Source organism: Neorhizobium petrolearium (assembly GCF_017873175.1).
Classification (GTDB): domain Bacteria; phylum Pseudomonadota; class Alphaproteobacteria; order Rhizobiales; family Rhizobiaceae; genus Neorhizobium; species Neorhizobium petrolearium.
On the sequence record NZ_JAGGJW010000010.1, the window covers coordinates 206,928 to 222,630 of the forward strand.

15 protein-coding genes and 1 pseudogene are annotated in these 15,703 nt (G+C 61.7%); 12 read left to right on the forward strand and 4 right to left on the reverse strand.

Annotated elements, in window-relative coordinates; all coding sequences use genetic code 11:
• Positions 1 to 48 precede the first annotated feature (48 nt).
• Both J2046_RS20030 and J2046_RS20035 read left to right on the forward strand, forming a co-directional pair.
• Positions 49 to 1,203 carry an acyl-CoA dehydrogenase family protein gene (locus J2046_RS20030; RefSeq protein ID WP_210054869.1) on the forward strand — a complete coding sequence of 385 codons (1,155 nt, stop codon included), beginning with the start codon at positions 49 to 51 and terminating at the stop codon, positions 1,201 to 1,203.
• Between the two features lie 10 nt (positions 1,204 to 1,213).
• The gene (locus J2046_RS20035) at positions 1,214 to 2,416 is read left to right on the forward strand and encodes an acyl-CoA dehydrogenase family protein (protein ID WP_210054871.1); all 1,203 of its coding nucleotides are present in this window, start codon (positions 1,214 to 1,216) and stop codon (positions 2,414 to 2,416) included.
• Here J2046_RS20035 and J2046_RS20040 read toward each other — a convergent pair.
• Positions 2,409 to 3,515: a GlxA family transcriptional regulator gene (locus J2046_RS20040; protein WP_210054873.1), complete on the reverse strand. Its 1,107-nt coding sequence runs from the start codon at positions 3,513 to 3,515 to the stop codon at positions 2,409 to 2,411. The genes J2046_RS20035 and J2046_RS20040 overlap by 8 nt on opposite strands.
• Between J2046_RS20040 and J2046_RS20045 the strand changes: the two genes are divergently transcribed.
• From J2046_RS20045 to J2046_RS20065, 5 genes are read left to right on the forward strand one after another with little or no spacing between them, the layout of a single operon-like run.
• Positions 3,484 to 4,386, forward strand: coding sequence for a beta-keto acid cleavage family enzyme (locus tag J2046_RS20045; RefSeq protein ID WP_210054874.1), 903 nt, complete (start codon positions 3,484 to 3,486; stop codon positions 4,384 to 4,386). The two genes, J2046_RS20040 and J2046_RS20045, sit on opposite strands and share 32 nt — an antisense overlap.
• Before the next feature lie 4 nt (positions 4,387 to 4,390).
• Positions 4,391 to 5,881 carry a carnitine 3-dehydrogenase gene (locus J2046_RS20050; protein ID WP_210054876.1) on the forward strand — a complete coding sequence of 497 codons (1,491 nt, stop codon included), beginning with the start codon at positions 4,391 to 4,393 and terminating at the stop codon, positions 5,879 to 5,881.
• 54 nt (positions 5,882 to 5,935) lie between these two features.
• Positions 5,936 to 7,096, forward strand: a complete 1,161-nt coding sequence (locus J2046_RS20055; protein WP_210054878.1) for an acyl-CoA dehydrogenase family protein — start codon at positions 5,936 to 5,938, stop codon at positions 7,094 to 7,096.
• Positions 7,097 to 7,098: 2 nt separating this feature from the next.
• Entirely contained in the window at positions 7,099 to 9,156 is a 2,058-nt protein-coding gene (locus J2046_RS20060) for an acetate--CoA ligase family protein (protein ID WP_210054881.1), read from the forward strand.
• Positions 9,153 to 9,938 carry a carnitinyl-CoA dehydratase gene (locus J2046_RS20065; protein ID WP_210054883.1) on the forward strand — a complete coding sequence of 262 codons (786 nt, stop codon included), beginning with the start codon at positions 9,153 to 9,155 and terminating at the stop codon, positions 9,936 to 9,938. Before J2046_RS20060 ends, J2046_RS20065 begins: the two co-directional genes overlap by 4 nt.
• 3 nt (positions 9,939 to 9,941) lie before the next feature.
• On the opposite strand, the gene J2046_RS20070 is transcribed toward J2046_RS20065, so the two are convergent.
• Positions 9,942 to 10,340, reverse strand: a complete 399-nt coding sequence (locus J2046_RS20070) for a GFA family protein (protein WP_210054885.1) — start codon at positions 10,338 to 10,340, stop codon at positions 9,942 to 9,944.
• A 341-nt stretch (positions 10,341 to 10,681) separates the two neighbouring features.
• Here J2046_RS20070 and J2046_RS20075 point away from each other — a divergent pair, with 341 nt between their 5' ends.
• Together J2046_RS20075 and J2046_RS20080 are read left to right on the forward strand one after the other, a co-directional pair.
• Positions 10,682 to 10,933: a hypothetical protein gene (locus J2046_RS20075; protein WP_411828520.1), complete on the forward strand. Its 252-nt coding sequence runs from the start codon at positions 10,682 to 10,684 to the stop codon at positions 10,931 to 10,933.
• Between the two features lie 83 nt (positions 10,934 to 11,016).
• On the forward strand, positions 11,017 to 11,799 hold the full coding sequence (locus J2046_RS20080) for a DUF1194 domain-containing protein (protein ID WP_210054886.1): 783 nt from the start codon (positions 11,017 to 11,019) through the stop codon (positions 11,797 to 11,799).
• A gap of 1 nt (position 11,800) precedes the next feature.
• Here the strand turns inward: J2046_RS20080 and J2046_RS20085 are convergent.
• Positions 11,801 to 11,989: pseudogene (locus J2046_RS20085) on the reverse strand (mandelate racemase); the annotation flags it as partial.
• A 100-nt stretch (positions 11,990 to 12,089) separates the two neighbouring features.
• Here J2046_RS20085 and J2046_RS20090 point away from each other — a divergent pair.
• Together J2046_RS20090 and J2046_RS20095 are read left to right on the forward strand one after the other, a co-directional pair.
• Positions 12,090 to 13,016: a TIGR02587 family membrane protein gene (locus J2046_RS20090; protein WP_210055055.1), complete on the forward strand. Its 927-nt coding sequence runs from the start codon at positions 12,090 to 12,092 to the stop codon at positions 13,014 to 13,016.
• 11 nt (positions 13,017 to 13,027) lie between these two features.
• On the forward strand, positions 13,028 to 13,438 hold the full coding sequence (locus tag J2046_RS20095; RefSeq protein WP_210054888.1) for a TIGR02588 family protein: 411 nt from the start codon (positions 13,028 to 13,030) through the stop codon (positions 13,436 to 13,438).
• A gap of 42 nt (positions 13,439 to 13,480) precedes the next feature.
• On the opposite strand, the gene pobA is transcribed toward J2046_RS20095, so the two are convergent.
• Positions 13,481 to 14,650, reverse strand: coding sequence for a 4-hydroxybenzoate 3-monooxygenase (gene pobA / locus J2046_RS20100; protein ID WP_210054890.1), 1,170 nt, complete (start codon positions 14,648 to 14,650; stop codon positions 13,481 to 13,483).
• Positions 14,651 to 14,761: 111 nt separating this feature from the next.
• On the opposite strand from pobA, the gene J2046_RS20105 reads away from it, so the two are divergent.
• The gene (locus J2046_RS20105) at positions 14,762 to 15,658 is read left to right on the forward strand and encodes a helix-turn-helix domain-containing protein (protein WP_210054892.1); all 897 of its coding nucleotides are present in this window, start codon (positions 14,762 to 14,764) and stop codon (positions 15,656 to 15,658) included.
• The last annotated feature ends 45 nt before the right edge of the window (positions 15,659 to 15,703 follow it).

The window sequence follows — 15,703 nt, forward strand, 5'->3', positions numbered from 1 at the left end:
GAGATGGCGCCCTGGCCAAGCCATCACACTCGAACAAGAGACATCACCATGGATCTGAATTATTCGGACGAGCAGCTCCTTTTGAAGGAAAGCGCCGATCGCTTTCTGAAGGAGCGCTACGACTTCGATAAACGGGCAAAAATCGTCGCCTCCGATGACGGCTTCGACGCTGGTATCTGGGCGGAGATGGCCAATCTCGGCTGGCTGGCGCTGCCCTTTTCCGAGGAAAACGGCGGACTTGGCGGCGGCGCGGTCGAAATCTCGCTGATCATGGAAGCGATCGGTCGGGCGCTGGTCGTCGAGCCCTACCTCGCCTCAGTCATCCTCGCCGGAAGTCTCATTGAAAAACTCGGCACGGAAAGCCAGAAGGCAGAAATCCTCGGCGGCCTGATCGCGGGCACGTCGCGTCCGGCGCTCGCACATGCGGAAAAACAGACCGGTTTCGACCTTGGCAATATCTCCGCCACCGCCGTGAGAACCGGCGACGGCTATACGCTCTCCGGCGGTAAGCCGCTGGTACTTGGCGGAGCCGCCGCGGACATCTTCCTCGTCTCGGCCAAGCTCGACGGGAATATCCGCCTCTTCGTCGTCCCGGCCGATGCAGTGGGGCTCGCACGCAAGCCAGCAAAGCTCGTCGATGGCAGCCGCGCCTGCGATCTCTCTTTATATAATGTCCCTATGCCGGCCTCCGCCCTCCTCGACGGCGACAACACGCTCGTCGAAGTCGAAGCGGCTTATGACCGCTCCAATGCCGCGCTCGCCTCCGAAGCGGTCGGCATCATGGATGCGCTGCTCGATGCCACCGTTTCCTACACCAAGGAACGCGTGCAGTTTGGCAAGCCGCTCGCCGCCTTCCAGGCGCTGCAGCACCGCATGGCCGAGATCGCCGTGAAATGCCAGGAAGCCCGTGGTTCGGCATTGCTCGCCACGCTTTCCGTTGATGCGTTGCGTTCAATGCGCATCCGCGGCGTTTCTGGGGCCCGAGCCAAGATCGGCAAAGTTTCCCGCGTCGTTGCCCAGGAGGCGATCCAGTTGCACGGCGCCATGGGCTTTTCGGAGGAAATGCCGATCGGCGCCTGGTTCCGAAGGCTCTATGCGATCGAAAACACCTTCGGCACCACTGCCGACCACCTGAAGCGCTATGGCGAGATCATCCACGATCCCGCCGTGCTTTCGGGCAGCCTGCTGCGCGAACCGGCCTGAGGAGGACGTCATGGATCTGTTGATGACAGAAGAAGAGGTCCGTTTTCGCGACGCGGTGCGGACGTTTCTCGGCATCCATCTGGACGACGATCTGAAACGCGCCGAACGGCTGAATCCCAGCTTCCTCGCCGATCCGGATATCGGGCTGAAATGGCAGGCGAAGCTCAACGAGCAGGGCTGGGTCGCCCCTTCGTGGCCGAAGCAATACGGCGGCACCGGCTGGACGCTCGCCGAACGCTATATTTTCGATCAGGAATGCGAGCGGGCCGGCGAGCCGCATTTCCGCGGCGCCTCGATCAAGATGATCGCGCCTGTCCTGATGCGCTACGGCACCGACGAACAGAAAGCCTTCTACCTGCCGCGCATCCTCAACGGCGAGGATCTTTGGGCGCAGGGATATTCCGAACCCGGCTCCGGCTCCGACCTCGCCTCGCTGAAGACCAAGGCGGTGCTCGAAGGCGACTACTACGTCATCAACGGCTCGAAGATCTGGTCGACGCTGGCGCATCATGCCACCCGCATGTTCGCACTGGTGCGCACTGCCGACACCGGCAAGAAGCAGGAAGGCATCACCTTCATCCTGATCGACCTCAAATCCCCGGGCGTGACAATCCGGCCAATCCGCTCGATCTGCGGCACGCACGAGTTCAACCAGGTCTTCTTCGACGACGTAAAAGTGTCGGTTTCCGACCGGATCGGCGAGGAAGGTGAGGGCTGGGACATCGCCAAATACCTGCTCGAATTCGAGCGGGGCGGGGCCTTCGCCGGCGGCGTGCTGCGGGCGATGCTGACACGCCTCCACCGACTCGCCTCCGAACCGCTGCCGGATGGACGAAAAATGATCGACGATCCACTCTTTGCGGCCCGCTTGGCCGAGATCGCCACCGATATCGACGCCAACGACATGCTGGAACTGGCCGCCATGTCCAAGGTGCAGGCCGGCGGCAATCCGGGGTCGGTGCCGTCGTCTACAATGAAGATCGAGCGCAGCCGCATCCGCCAGTCGATCGCCGAACTCGCCGCCTCGATCCTCGGCCCGGATGCACTGCGCTGGGAAGAACGCCGGCCGCTGCACGAACTGCCGGAAGAGAGCGAGATTGCCGAGGAGCGCAAGGTCGCCTCCGCCATCTATTTCAACTCCCGCTCCCAGAGCATCTTCGGCGGTAGCAATGAAATCCAGCTGGAGATCATCGCGAAGACACTGCTCAGGTAGCTTTCAATCGCCTTCGCGTGTCACTCGGGCTTTCCCGGTAATGCGCGCGGTAGCTGCGCGAGAAGGCGGAGGCCGAGTTGAATCCCGTCGCTGCGGCTATATCCGCGAAACTGGCGCGCGTCTCGATCACCTTCCGGCGTGCGGCGTTGAGGCGAAGCGCGAGGTAGTGCTCATGCGGTGCAGCACCCATGATATCGCGAAACAGGTCCTGCAGGTGCCGGGCGCTCACTCCTGCCCGCTTCGCCAGGCGGACAAGGGAGAGCGGCGCCTCCACCGTCTCCTCCATCAGCTTCACTGCAGTCTGAACGCGGGCGTCGACAATCCGCATATTGCCGATCGCCGGCACTTGTAACAGGTCGCCACGAGTGCGCTCCTGCTCGTAGATGAAGAGCCGCGAGACTTCCAGCGCCAGTGAATAGCCATGTGCGCGGCGGATCAACTCCAGCATCAGGTCGAGCGTCGGCAGCGAACCGCCGGTGGTGATGCGCTTGCCGTCAATGACGAAGCGTTCGCGGATCATGTTCACCTGCGGATAGGCAGTCGAGAAATCCTCGAAATCTTCCCAATGGGTGGTGGCGGAAAAGCCATCGAGAAGACTCGTATCTGCGAGAACGAAAGAGCCGGCCTCTATGCCGGCGATCAGCTTGCGGTGTCGCGCCGTCCGGGAAAGCTGGAATTTCAGCTCACGCGTGGCATGCCGCTTCCAGTTATAGCTGGCGAGCACGAAAAGCGGATCGCTCTCCCGTCCGGGCCGGAAGGCTCCGCTGACGGGAATGGGAATGCCCGCCTTCGTATCAATCGGCTGTCCCTCTGGTGAAAAGAGCGTCCAGCGATAAAGCTCCCGGCCGACGATGCGGTTTGCGGCGCGCAGGGGCTCAATCACGGATGCCGCGAGAATAAGGTTGATCTCCGGCAGCACCAGAATGTCGAAATGCTGCTCCTGCGAGAAAACGTCAGCCACGCAATCATTGCCCTCCGTTTCCGCTAATGTATAGAATGGCGCTGAAAGTGAAAAGCATTCTCCTCTCTTCCGGTTCGTAATGGCGAAAACGAACGAGGAGAGGAACATGCCGCTCGAGATGAATCGCGAGGTTTTCATCACCTGTGCCGTCACCGGCGCGGGCGATACCGTGGGAAAATCCAAGCATGTGCCGATCACGCCGAAGCAGATCGCCGATTCGGCGATCGATGCCGCCAAGGCGGGCGCCGCCGTGGTCCACTGCCACGTCCGCAACCCGGAGACGGGCGCTGCCGCCCGCAACAGGGAGCTTTACAAGGAAGTCACCGATCGAATCCGTTCGGCGGAGGTGGACGTGGTGCTTAACCTCACTGCCGGCATGGGCGGCGACCTCGTGTTCGGCAATGTCGAGGCACCGCTCCCGGTCAATCCGAACGGCACGGACATGGCCGGCGCCACCGAGCGCGTCGCGCACGTCGCCGAATGCCTGCCGGAAATCTGCACGCTCGATTGCGGCACGATGAACTTTTCGCTCGGCGACTACGTGATGACCAACACGCCTTCCATGCTGCGCGAAATGGCGCGGCAGATGACGGCGCTCGGTGTACGGCCGGAGATCGAGGCCTTCGATACCGGCCATCTCTGGTTCGCCAAGCAGCTTGTCGAGGAAGGCCTGATCGAGGACCCTGTGCTGATCCAGCTCTGCATGGGCATTCCCTGGGGCGCGCCGGATGATCTCAATACCTTCATGGCCATGGTCAACAACGTGCCGAAGAGCTGGACCTTCTCCGCCTTCTCGATCGGCCGCAGCGCGCTCGCCTATCCGGCCGCGGCGGTGCTTGCCGGCGGCAATGTCCGCGTCGGGCTGGAAGACAATCTCTACGTCGGTAAGGGCCAGCTGGCGACCAATGCCCAGCTCGTCGAAAAGGCCGCCGGCGTGATCGAGGGCATGGGCGCAAAGGTGATCGGGCCGGCGCAGGTGCGTGAGAAGTTGAAGCTGACGAAGCGGTGATCCCATGACCAGCATCCAAAAAGCAGCCTGCATCGGCGGCGGTGTCATCGGCGGGGCCTGGGCGGCCCGTTTCGTCCTCGCCGGCATTGATGTCGACATGTACGACCCGCATCCGGAAGCGGAACGCATCGTCGGCGAAGTGCTGGGCAATGCAGAGCGCGCCTATGCCATGCTCACCATGGCGCCGCTTCCGCCCAGGGGAAAAATCACCTTCTGCAAGTCCATCAAGGAGGCAGTTGAGGGCGCCGACTGGATTCAGGAAAGCGTGCCCGAGCGGCTGGAGTTGAAACGCAACGTCATCACCCAGATTGATGCGGCCACCGACCCGCAAGCGCTGATCGGCTCGTCCACCTCCGGCCTGATGCCGACCGACCTGCAGCGGGACATGAAACATCCCGAGCGCTTCTTCGTCGCCCATCCCTATAATCCCGTTTATCTCCTGCCTCTTGCCGAACTGGTCGGCGGCCAGAAGACCTCCCCGGAAACGCTGAAGGCGGCGCAGGAAAAGCTCGCGCCGATCGGCATGAAAGGCGTCATCCTCAAAAAGGAGATCGAGGCCTTCGTCGGCGACCGCCTGCTGGAGGCCGTATGGCGCGAAGGCCTGTGGCTGATCCATGACGACATCTGCGACACGGAAACGCTGGACGACGTGATCCGCTATTCCTTCGGCATGCGCTGGGCGCAGATGGGCCTGTTCGAGACCTATCGCATCGCCGGCGGCGAGGCCGGCATGCGGCATTTCCTGGCGCAGTTCGGCCCCTGCCTTTCCTGGCCCTGGACGAAGCTCACAGATGTCGTCGATCTCGACGATGCGCTCATCGACAAGATCGCTGCCCAATCGGATGCGCAGTCCGGCGCCCGCGGCATCCGGGAGCTGGAACGCATCCGCGACGAAAACCTCGTCGGCATCATGCAGGCGCTGAAAGCCGGCGACGGCGGACAGGGCTGGGGGGCGGGCAAGATCCTTGCCGAGTTCGAAAAACATCTCTGGGCGCAGGGGGGTGGAGCGAAGAAGGAACCGGATTTTTCCGCTCCGCTCCGGCTGCTCGACACCAAGGTCGGCGCCGCCTGGGTGGACTACAACGGCCATATGACCGAGTACCGCTATCTGCAGGTCTTCGCCGATACGGCGGATATGCTACTCCGGCTGATCGGGGTCGATTTCGCCTATGTCGAGGCCGGGCACAGCTATTATACGGTCGAGACGCATATCCGACATCTTGGTGAGGCAAAACTCGGCCAGAAGCTTTACTCGACGCTGCAGGTGCTCTCCAGCGACGACAAGCGCCTCCGGTTCTTCACGACCATCTACAATGCCGAGACCAACGAGGCGCTCGCCACTGCCGAGCAACTGATGCTGCACGTGGATTCGAAGGCCGGGAAATCGGTTGCCGCGCCCTTCGACGTGTTGGCGAAGTTGAAGCCGATCGCCGAGGCGCATGCGAAATTACCTATTCCGGAAGGCGTCGGGCGTTCGGTGGGGCAGAAGAGGTAGATCATGGGCAGAAGGGGGGCGGCTACGCTCCCCATCAATAAAGGGAGAAACCCCATGCATTTCGGACTGACCGGCGAACAGGAGATGATCGTCAAGACCGTCCGCGATTTCGTCGAGACGGAAATCTATCCGCATGAGAACGAGGTGGAGCGCACCGGCTTCGTGCCGCCCGAACTCGGTCGGGAAATCGCGCGAAAATGCCGGGAGATCGGCTTCTTCGGCTGCAATTTTCCGGAGGAGGTGGGTGGCGCCGGTCTCGACCACACGTCGTTCACGCTGGTCGAACGGGAGCTCGGCCGTGGCTCCATGGCGCTCACAGTCTTCTTCGGCCGGCCTTCCGGCATCCTCATGGCCTGCGAGGGAGACCAGCGCGAAAAATATCTTCTGCCCTCCGTGCGCGGCGACAAGTTCGATGCACTTGCCATCACGGAGCCGGATGCCGGTTCGGACATGCGCGGCATGAAATGTTTCGCCCGACGGGACGGCGACGACTGGATCGTCAACGGTACGAAACACTTCATTTCGCATGCGGATATCGCTGATTTCGTCATTGTCTTCGTCGCGACCGGTGAAGAGGAAACCCCGCATGGACCGAAGAAGCTCATCACCTGTTTCCTCGTCGATCGCGACACGCCGGGTTTCGAAATCCGCGAAGGTTACAGTTCCGTCTCGCATCGCGGCTACCGGAACTGCATCCTCACCTTCGACGAATGCCGATTGCCGCCGACCCAGGTCCTCGGCGACGTGCACAAAGGCTTCGACATCGCCAACCAATGGCTCTACGGCACGCGGTTGACGGTCGCCGCCACCTGCGTCGGCCGGGCGCGGCGCGCCTTCGACTATGCCCTGAACCAGGCAGCCGACCGCAAGCAGTTCGGCAGGCCGATCGGCGCCAACCAGGGCGTCTCTTTCAAGCTCGCCGACATGATCACCGAGATCGACGCTGCCGATCTGCTAACGCTCTCGGCCGCCTGGCGGCTCGATCAGGGCCTGACGTCGAACCGCGAAATCGCCTCGGCAAAATTGTTCGCCACGGAAATGCTGGCGCGGGTCACCGACGAGGCGATCCAGATTTTCGGCGGCATGGGGCTGATGGACGATCTGCCGCTTGCTCGCTTCTGGCGTGACGCCCGTGTCGAACGCATCTGGGACGGCACGTCGGAAATCCAGCGGCACATCATCAGCCGCGACCTGCTCCGCCCGCTGGGGGTGTGAAAATGACCCGCTCACTCGACCGCCTGACACGCCCGAAGACCATCGCCGTGTTTGGCGGGAAGGAGGCACGGCGGGTCATCGAGCAATGCCACAAGATGGGTTTTGCGGGCGAAATCTGGCCCGTTCACCCGAAGAACGACGAAATCCTCGGTCGCAGATGCTATCGATCCGTGGCCGATCTGCCCGCCGCCCCGGATGCGGCCTTTGTCGGCGTCAACAGGCAACTCACCATAGAGATCGTCGGCGAACTTTCCGCCCGCGGCGCTGGCGGGGCAATCTGTTACGCGTCCGGTTTCCGCGAGGCGGCAAGCGAGCTTGCCGATGGCGATGACCTGCAGAAGGCGCTGGTCGAGGCGGCCGGCGACATGCCGATCCTCGGGCCGAACTGCTACGGTTTCATCAACATGCTGGACGGGGCGCTCCTCTGGCCGGATCAGCACGGCATGCTCAGGGTCGAGCAAGGGGTAGCGGTGCTCACCCAGTCGTCCAACATCGCCTGCAACATTTCCATGCAACAGCGGGGATTGCCGCTTGCCTATCTGATGACTGCCGGCAACCAGGCGCAAACAGGGCTTGCCGAACTCGCCTGCACTGTCATCAAGGACTCGCGCGTCACCGCCATCGGCCTGCATGTGGAAGGCTTCGACAGTCTCGAAACGCTGGAGCGGCTGGCAGGCCTGTCGCGGGAATTGAAGAAGCCGGTCGCCATGCTGAAGGTCGGCAGATCGGAAGCTGCGCGCCTCGCCGCCGTCTCCCACACCGCTTCGCTCGCCGGCAATGATCGCGTTTCCTCTGCGCTGCTGCAACGGCTCGGCGTCGGCCGGGTTCAGACGCTGCCGGAACTCCTGGAGACGCTGAAGCTCCTGCATCTTTACGGACCACTCGAAAGCGCCGACATTTCCTCGATGAGTTGTTCGGGCGGCGAGGCCTCACTGATGGCCGATGCCGGCATGAAGCGGAGGATTTCCTATCGGCCGCTCCGAAATGAGCAACTCGAACCGCTCCGCGAGACGCTCGGGCCGATGGTGGCGCTCGCAAATCCGCTCGACTACCACACCTTCGTCTGGGGCAGTCAGGAGAAGCAGACGGCCGCCTTTACCGCGATGATGCAGGGTGGCTATGCGATGAACCTCGTGGTGCTGGACATCCCGCGGCTTGATCGCTGCGATGCGACCGACTGGTTGACAACCGTCAACGCGGCGGTGGCGGCGCGGACCGCAACCGGTGCCCATGCCGGTATCGTTGCCAGCATGGGCGAAAACCTGCCGGAAGCGGTGGCCGAGCGGCTGATGCATGACGGCGTCGTACCGTTCTTCGGCATCGAGGAGGCGCTGGCCGCGGCAGAGACTGCTGCGTTTATCGGTGCGGTGTGGAGGCAGCCCGCGCCTGCGCCACTGCTCAAGGTTCCCGCTGGAGCGGGTGAGACGGTCACGCTCAACGAGGATGAGGCGAAGCGCGAGCTTTCCGCCTTCGGCTTGACCGTTCCGCACGGGCTCGTGGCCATGGATCCGCAAGAGGCGGGACATGCGGCCGAAAGGCTCGGTTTTCCGGTGGCGCTCAAGGGGCGTGGCGTTGCCCACAAGACGGAAGCCGGCGCGGTGAAGCTCAACCTCGGAAGCCGCGAAGAGGTGGTCGCTGCCGCCCATGCCATGGCGGGCGTCGCGAACGGCTATCTGGTCGAGAGGATGGCCGCCAAGCCGGTGGCGGAGATCATCATCGGCGCGATGCGCGATCCAGTTGCGGGCCTGGTCCTGACTGTCGGGGCGGGTGGTATTCTGGTCGAACTGCTGGATGAATCCGTGCTTATTACCTTGCCCCCGTCACCGGAGGCCATCTCCGCGGCCATATCCGGCCTCAAGATAAAGACATTGCTCGACGGCTATCGCGGCGGGCCGAAGGGCGATATCGCCGCGCTGGAACAGGCGGTCGCCGCCGTCGCGGCCTACCTGGCTGCCAATGCGGCGGACGTCGAAGAGCTGGACATCAATCCGGTCATGGTGCTGCCGGAAGGCGAAGGCGTTGTTGCCGTGGATGCACTGGTGCGGAGGAGAGTAGCATGACCGACCAACCCATCAGGACCCGCCGCGAGGGTGGCATTCTCGAAGTCACCATCGATCGGCCGAAGGCAAATGCCATCGATTTGAAGACCTCGCGGATCATGGGCGAAATCTTCCGCGATTTTCGCGATGACCAGGCGTTGCGCGTCGCCATAATCACTGGCGCCGGCGAAAAGTTCTTCTGCCCCGGCTGGGACCTGAAAGCTGCGGCCGCTGGTGACGCGGTGGATGGCGACTATGGCGTCGGCGGGTTCGGCGGTATGCAGGAACTGCGCGACCTCAACAAGCCGATCATCTGCGCTGTCAACGGTATCTGCTGCGGCGGAGGGCTGGAGATCGCGCTGGCGACAGACCTCATCCTCGCCGCCGAACATGCCACTTTCGCGCTGCCGGAAATCCGCTCGGGCACGGTGGCCGATGCCGCCTCGATCAAGCTGCCGAAGCGCATTCCCTATCATATCGCCATGGACATGTTGCTCACCGGCCGCTGGCTCGATGTTGAGGAGGCGCATCGCTGGGGTTTCGTCAACGAGATCCTGCCGGCGGCCATGCTGATGGAACGCGCCTGGGAACTGGCGCGGCTGCTGGAAAGCGGCCCGCCACTCGTCTATGCGGCGATCAAGGAAGTGGTGCGCGAGGCGGAAGGCGAGGCATTCCAGACGACGATGAACAAGATCACCAAGCGCCAGCTCCGCACGGTCGATATCCTCTATTCCAGCGAGGATCAGTTGGAAGGCGCCCGGGCCTTCGCCGAAAAGCGCGACCCGGTCTGGAAGGGAAAGTAGCCGCTAAAGTTTGTGCCCTTCATATTGCGGCAGATCGTCGGTGATCTCGTACCACAAGGCCTTCGAACCGACGAAGATATGGTGTGTCGGGCGGATGGCGGGGGCGTCCATAAGCGTGCCCATTGCAACATGCACCCATCTGGCCTTACGCACCAGCGAGTAGAGTAGCGAGCCGCAGGTGCCGCAATGGGCATCGTGGTTTTCGGCGTTGCCATAAATTAACAGACCATCGAAGCCTTTGACGAGGGTGAATTTTTCCCGCGGAATGCCCGCGAATGGCTTGAAGGCCGAGCCGGTGGTGCGTCGGCAATTCGAACAGTGGCAGTTCGCCGCGTAAACGAAAGCGTCCTCCACCGCATATTCCACCACGCCGCAAAAACACTTGCCCGATAATCTTTTCATGAGAGGGGGGCCTCATACCCGGCTGAGCTCGTCCAGATACCAGCCGATATAGCACAGTTCGCTATGTTCCATAGGGGCGATCGGATCCGGCACGAAGAAGCGTGAAGCCAGCTCCGCGGGCGGTGTGTTGGAGGATTGCCTTGTCTTCCTCGGTCGTCACCTTTCGGCCCGCTCGGCAATTGTAACCCCAAAAAATCATAGGGATTGAAGCGGCTCGATAAATTCTTTTCTTCTACTCAAGAAATTAAGAAGGACAGGATTCACGAACGTGAATTGCTGCGTTAACTTTTCAATTGTGAATTGATTCGCGGCAACACTGCTAATCGTCCGGCGAGGCTGCTTTGAGCGAACAAAGTCATGCCATTGAAGAGAGTCACTCGATCGAGCACTGGGCGATGAACCGCGCCCATCAGATCGTTGTCCATCAGGGAATGAGCCTGGTGGAGGCGGCTCAGTGCCTGGACTATAAACGGACCAACGCCAATACCTATGCGCTGCGTCAGGCAATCATGGATTGCCTCGTGGAAGCGTTGACACGAGGGGCGAAGGCTCCGGCGACGCGCGCGGGGAATAATCCAATCACTGAAAGTTGAAGGGCGGCTTACGGCCGGGAGTCGCCCTCGAACCAACCTGTGTTACAGTTTCATCACGACGAGACGCAGTGATTGGATCGCCTATGCTTACAACACTCGCGATGCTGATGGGCCTCTCTGCCGCAGCCGGCCCGATGATCGCGCAGGCGGGAGGCGGCGAGGTGGATGTCGAACTGGTTCTCGCGGTCGATACGTCCCGTTCCATGGACTACGAGGAAGTCCGCATCCAGCGCGAGGGTTATGTCGCGGCGCTCAAGCACAGGGAATTCATCGACGCGGTGAAGACCGGGCTCATAGGGAAGATCGCCATCAGCTATTTCGAATGGGCAGGCGACGTGGTGCCCGATTCCGTCATCGACTGGCAGGTGATTGAGAACGAGCAGGACGCGATCGATTTCGCCAACAAGGTGGAGGCGCGGCCGATCAACTCCCAGCGCCGAACTTCGATTTCCGCGGCGATCGTACAAGGTGCCACGATGCTCGTCGCCAACTCCTATCGCGGCACGCGGCAGGTCATCGACGTCTCCGGCGACGGTCCGAACAATGCCGGCAATCCCGTTGTGCCGGCCCGCGACAAGGCGGTGGAGGCCGGCCTCATCGTCAACGGCCTGGCGATCATGCTGCGCCCTTCGGGAGCGCAGGGCGGGCTCGACAAATACTACGCCGATTGCGTGATCGGTGGTCCCGGCTCTTTCGTGCTGCCGGTTCACAAGATCGAAGATTTCGCGGTCGCCGTGCGCCGCAAACTGGTCATGGAGATCAGCAGCCTTACGCCGCCTGCAACCATGCAGAAAACCGCTGGCACTCAACCGGCGACAGACTGCATGGTGGGAGAAAAGCAGTGGCAGGATCTCTTCGACCGCTGACTCATTCCGCAAGCTCCCGCATTACCCTGATCAGATCGGACTTGCCCTCGAAGCCGATACCCGGCAGATCAGGCATGACGATGTGCCCGTCCGCGACCTTCACCATATCGGGGAAACCGCCATAAGGCTGGAAAAGGTTCGGATAACTTTCATTGCCGCCAAGGCCAAGGCCGGCTGCGATGTTCAGCGAAGGATTGGTGGCTGTGTCAAGGTCGGCCATCCTGCCCTCCCGGTTCGACGGCCGAGCGGGAACATTTCGGCAGTCCTGCGAGTTCCTGTCCGCTTGTCGGATGGAGGAAGCGGAGTTGAGTGGCGTGGCAGCGGCGCCTGGCAGTGGCACAGGCGAATTCCACCATTTCCTGGTCGGTTTCGGCCGCGGCGCGGCTGGTGCCATGCTGTTCGGCATGCCCATGCTGATGACCATGGAACTCTGGCACCTCGGCTTTTATATCGAGCGATATCGCCTGCTGTTGCTTCTGATCGTCAATATCCCGCTACTCGTGATACTCGCCGATCGCATCGGCTTCGAGCGAACCTCCACATGGAGGGAGGCTTTCCGCGATGCAGCAATCGCTTATGGGCTCGGCATCGTCATGAGCGCCACAATCCTCGTTCTGCTCGGCGACATCAAACTGCATATGCCGTTCTCGGAAATGCTCGGTAAGACCGCCATCCAGTCAGTACCCGCGAGTATCGGCGCTCTGCTCGGTCGCTCCCAGCTCGGCGGCCAGGCAGGCGGAAACGGCGACAGCGATAAGGATGATCCGAAAGGAGAAGAAGCAGATCAGGGAAAGGAGGGCAATGCGGTGCCGAATGAACTCTCCATCAGCTATAGCCGGGAGCTTTTCCTCATGGCGGTCGGTGCGCTCTTCCTCAGCCTCAATGTCGCGCCGACGGAGGAAATCATCCTGATCGCCTACAAGATGACGCCCTGGCATGCGCTTGCGACGATCGTCATATCGATCGCCATCATGCACGGCTTCGTCTACGCGGTTGCCTTCAAGGGCACACACGAAATGCCGGGTGAGACGCCCCGATGGCACGCCTTCTTCCGCTTCACCTTGCCGGGTTACTTGGTCGCGATGCTGATCAGCCTCTACGTTCTGTGGACATTCGGGCGGCTGGATGACAGCGCGCCGATGCAGATGCTCATATCCGCGATCGTGCTCTCCTTCCCGGGCGCTATCGGGGCCGCCGCTGCCCGCCTCATCTTGTGACGAGTGAACCGATGACGATCACCGCTCATGGACGCCACACGGAAACGCATGAACCCCATTGGATCGAATGGGCGACCGGCATGATCTCCGCATTGGTGGTGCTTGCGATGATCGCCTGGGTGGGTTGGGAAGCACTGAGGAAGGATGCTCTGCCGCCGGAATTCTCGATTGCAGTGACCCGACGAACGCCGGTCGAAGGGGGGTATCGGGTCGAATTCGATATCACCAATAAGGCAACCAAAACGGCAGCCGCGGTCGTGGTGCGCGGCGAAATCCTTGATGGCGGCGACATGATCGAGGATGCGGATGTGACCTTCGATTACGTGCCGGCGGAATCGAATGCCTCCGGCGCAATCCTGTTCTCGCAGGATCCGGGCACGCGCAAGGTCAGGGTCCGGGCGATAGGCTATACCGATCCGTAGGAGGAGCAGGCCGTACATCCCTTCATCAAGGGCCGTAACGGCTTAGTACGGCAAGCCGACATAGTTCTCGGCGAGCGCCGTGGAAGCAGCCTTGGAACTGACGAGATAATCGAGTTCGGCCTCCTGGATCTTCTGGCCGAACTCGCCGGTATCGGGGAAACGGTGCAGCATCGTGGTCATGGACCAGGAGAAGCGCACGGCGCGCCAGACCCGTTTCAGCGCCCGCTCCGAATAGGCGTCGATTCCGGCTGAGGATTTATCCGCGTAGTAGCCCAGCAGGCCGTCGAAGAGGTAGTAGACGTCGCTCGCCGCGAGGTTCAGGCCCTTGGCGCCGGTCGGTGGCACGATATGAGCCGCATCACCGACAAGGAACAGCTTGCCGAAGCGCATCGGTTCGGCGACGAAGGATCTGAGCGGCGCGATGGACTTTTCGAAGGAGGGGCCGGTCACCATGCTTTCGGCATGCTCGGCAGGCAGCCGGCGGCGCAATTCGTCATAAAAGCGGTCGTCGGACCAGTCTTCGATCTTCTCGTCCAGTGCACACTGGATATAGTAGCGGCTGCGGGTATGGGAACGCATTGAACAGAGCGCGAAGCCGCGGGGATGGTTGGCATAGATCAGTTCGTGGCTGACCGGCGGCACCTCGGCGAGAATGCCGAGCCATCCGAAGGGATAGATCCGCTCGTAGCTCTTCAGCGCGCTCTCCGGTACCGATTTCCGGCTCACGCCGTGATACCCGTCGCAACCGGCGATGAAGTCGCAATCGATCCGGTGGGTGACGCCGTCCTTCTCGTAGGTGACGTAGGGACCAGCCCCGTCGAAATCGTGCGGCGTGACATTGGTGGCCTCATAGACCGAACTGTCGCCGGAAGCTTCGCGTTTGTCCATCAGGTCATGGGTAAGCTCCGTCTGACCATAGACCATGACACGTCTTCCGGTCAGCCCGAAAAGGTCGATGCGGTGGTCGCGGCCGTCGAAAGCGAGCGAGAAGCCGTCATGCGGCAAACCTTCCCTGTGCATGCGTTCGCCAGCGCCGGCGCGATCGAGCATGTCGACCATGCCTTCTTCCAGTACACCGGCCCGCACGCGGCCGAGAATATAATCCTTGCTGACGCGATCAAGGATGATGTTGTCGATGCCGGCATTTGTAAGCAGTTGACCGAGCAGCAGGCCGGCCGGACCAGAACCGATAATGGCGACTTGAGTGCGCATGAAATCCTCCCGAATTCTTGTTCCTTGATAAGCGCACGATCAGGGTCCCGGACAGTGGACATTTCATGCAATCTATAGGACAAAACGAACATTGTACTATTGGAGGCCACGATGCTTGCGCCGGTCCCGACTTACGATCTCTATGGCGAGAACCGCACCAGGCGGCCGGATTTCTGGCTGCATTGCGAAACGATCGCTTCGCGCAGCAGCGCGCACCAGTGGGAAATCGGCCGCCATCGCCACGAGAGCTTCCAGCAGTTCCTGTACATTCGGAACGGATCGGGCGATGCAATCCTCGGCGCCTCGACCGTCGCGCTCGTTCCCCCTTGCGTCGTTGCCGTACCGCCGGGCGTCAGCCACGGCTTCCGCTTCTCCCGCGATATCGACGGTATGGTGATCACTCTGGTCGCAGAGCGGTTGCGGCTGACGGCCGGACTTGCCAAGCGGCCCGGCGACTGGCTGTCGACCCCTAGGATGATCCCGCTGCCGGCTGGCCAGGACGCCGGCTATCTCGACGAGACTTTCTCACGCCTTTTTGCCGAATTCGAGGCACAGCGCGCGCGCCGCAACGATCTCGTCGAGGCCTATCTGACCGCTGCGATCCTCATCCTCGGTCGGCTGGCCGGCGCCGATAGCAATGGCGCTGCAAGCGACGTCAATCTCGCACGTGTCGAGTCGCTGAAAGACCTGATCGGCCGGCATTTCCGTGATCAGCTTCCGGCCGAGGCATATGCGAAACTCCTGAACCTTTCCCCGACGCATCTGAATCGCGTGGTGCGTGAGGTGACCGGCATGAGCGTTCACGATCTCATCGTAGCGCGCGTTATCGACGAGGGCCGCCGGGCGCTCGTCTTCACCACCGCAAGCGTTCAGACGATCGCCGACGGGCTTGGTTTCTCGGACGCCGCCTATTTCTCCCGCTGTTTCAGGAAACGCACCGGCCAGACACCACGCCAATATCGCGAAGCGGAGCGTGCGAGCCTGCGGCAGATGGAGAGCTCGATTTAATAAGCTCACATTCCACGCAAGCCTGTGACAATTTGTGTGCTGCAA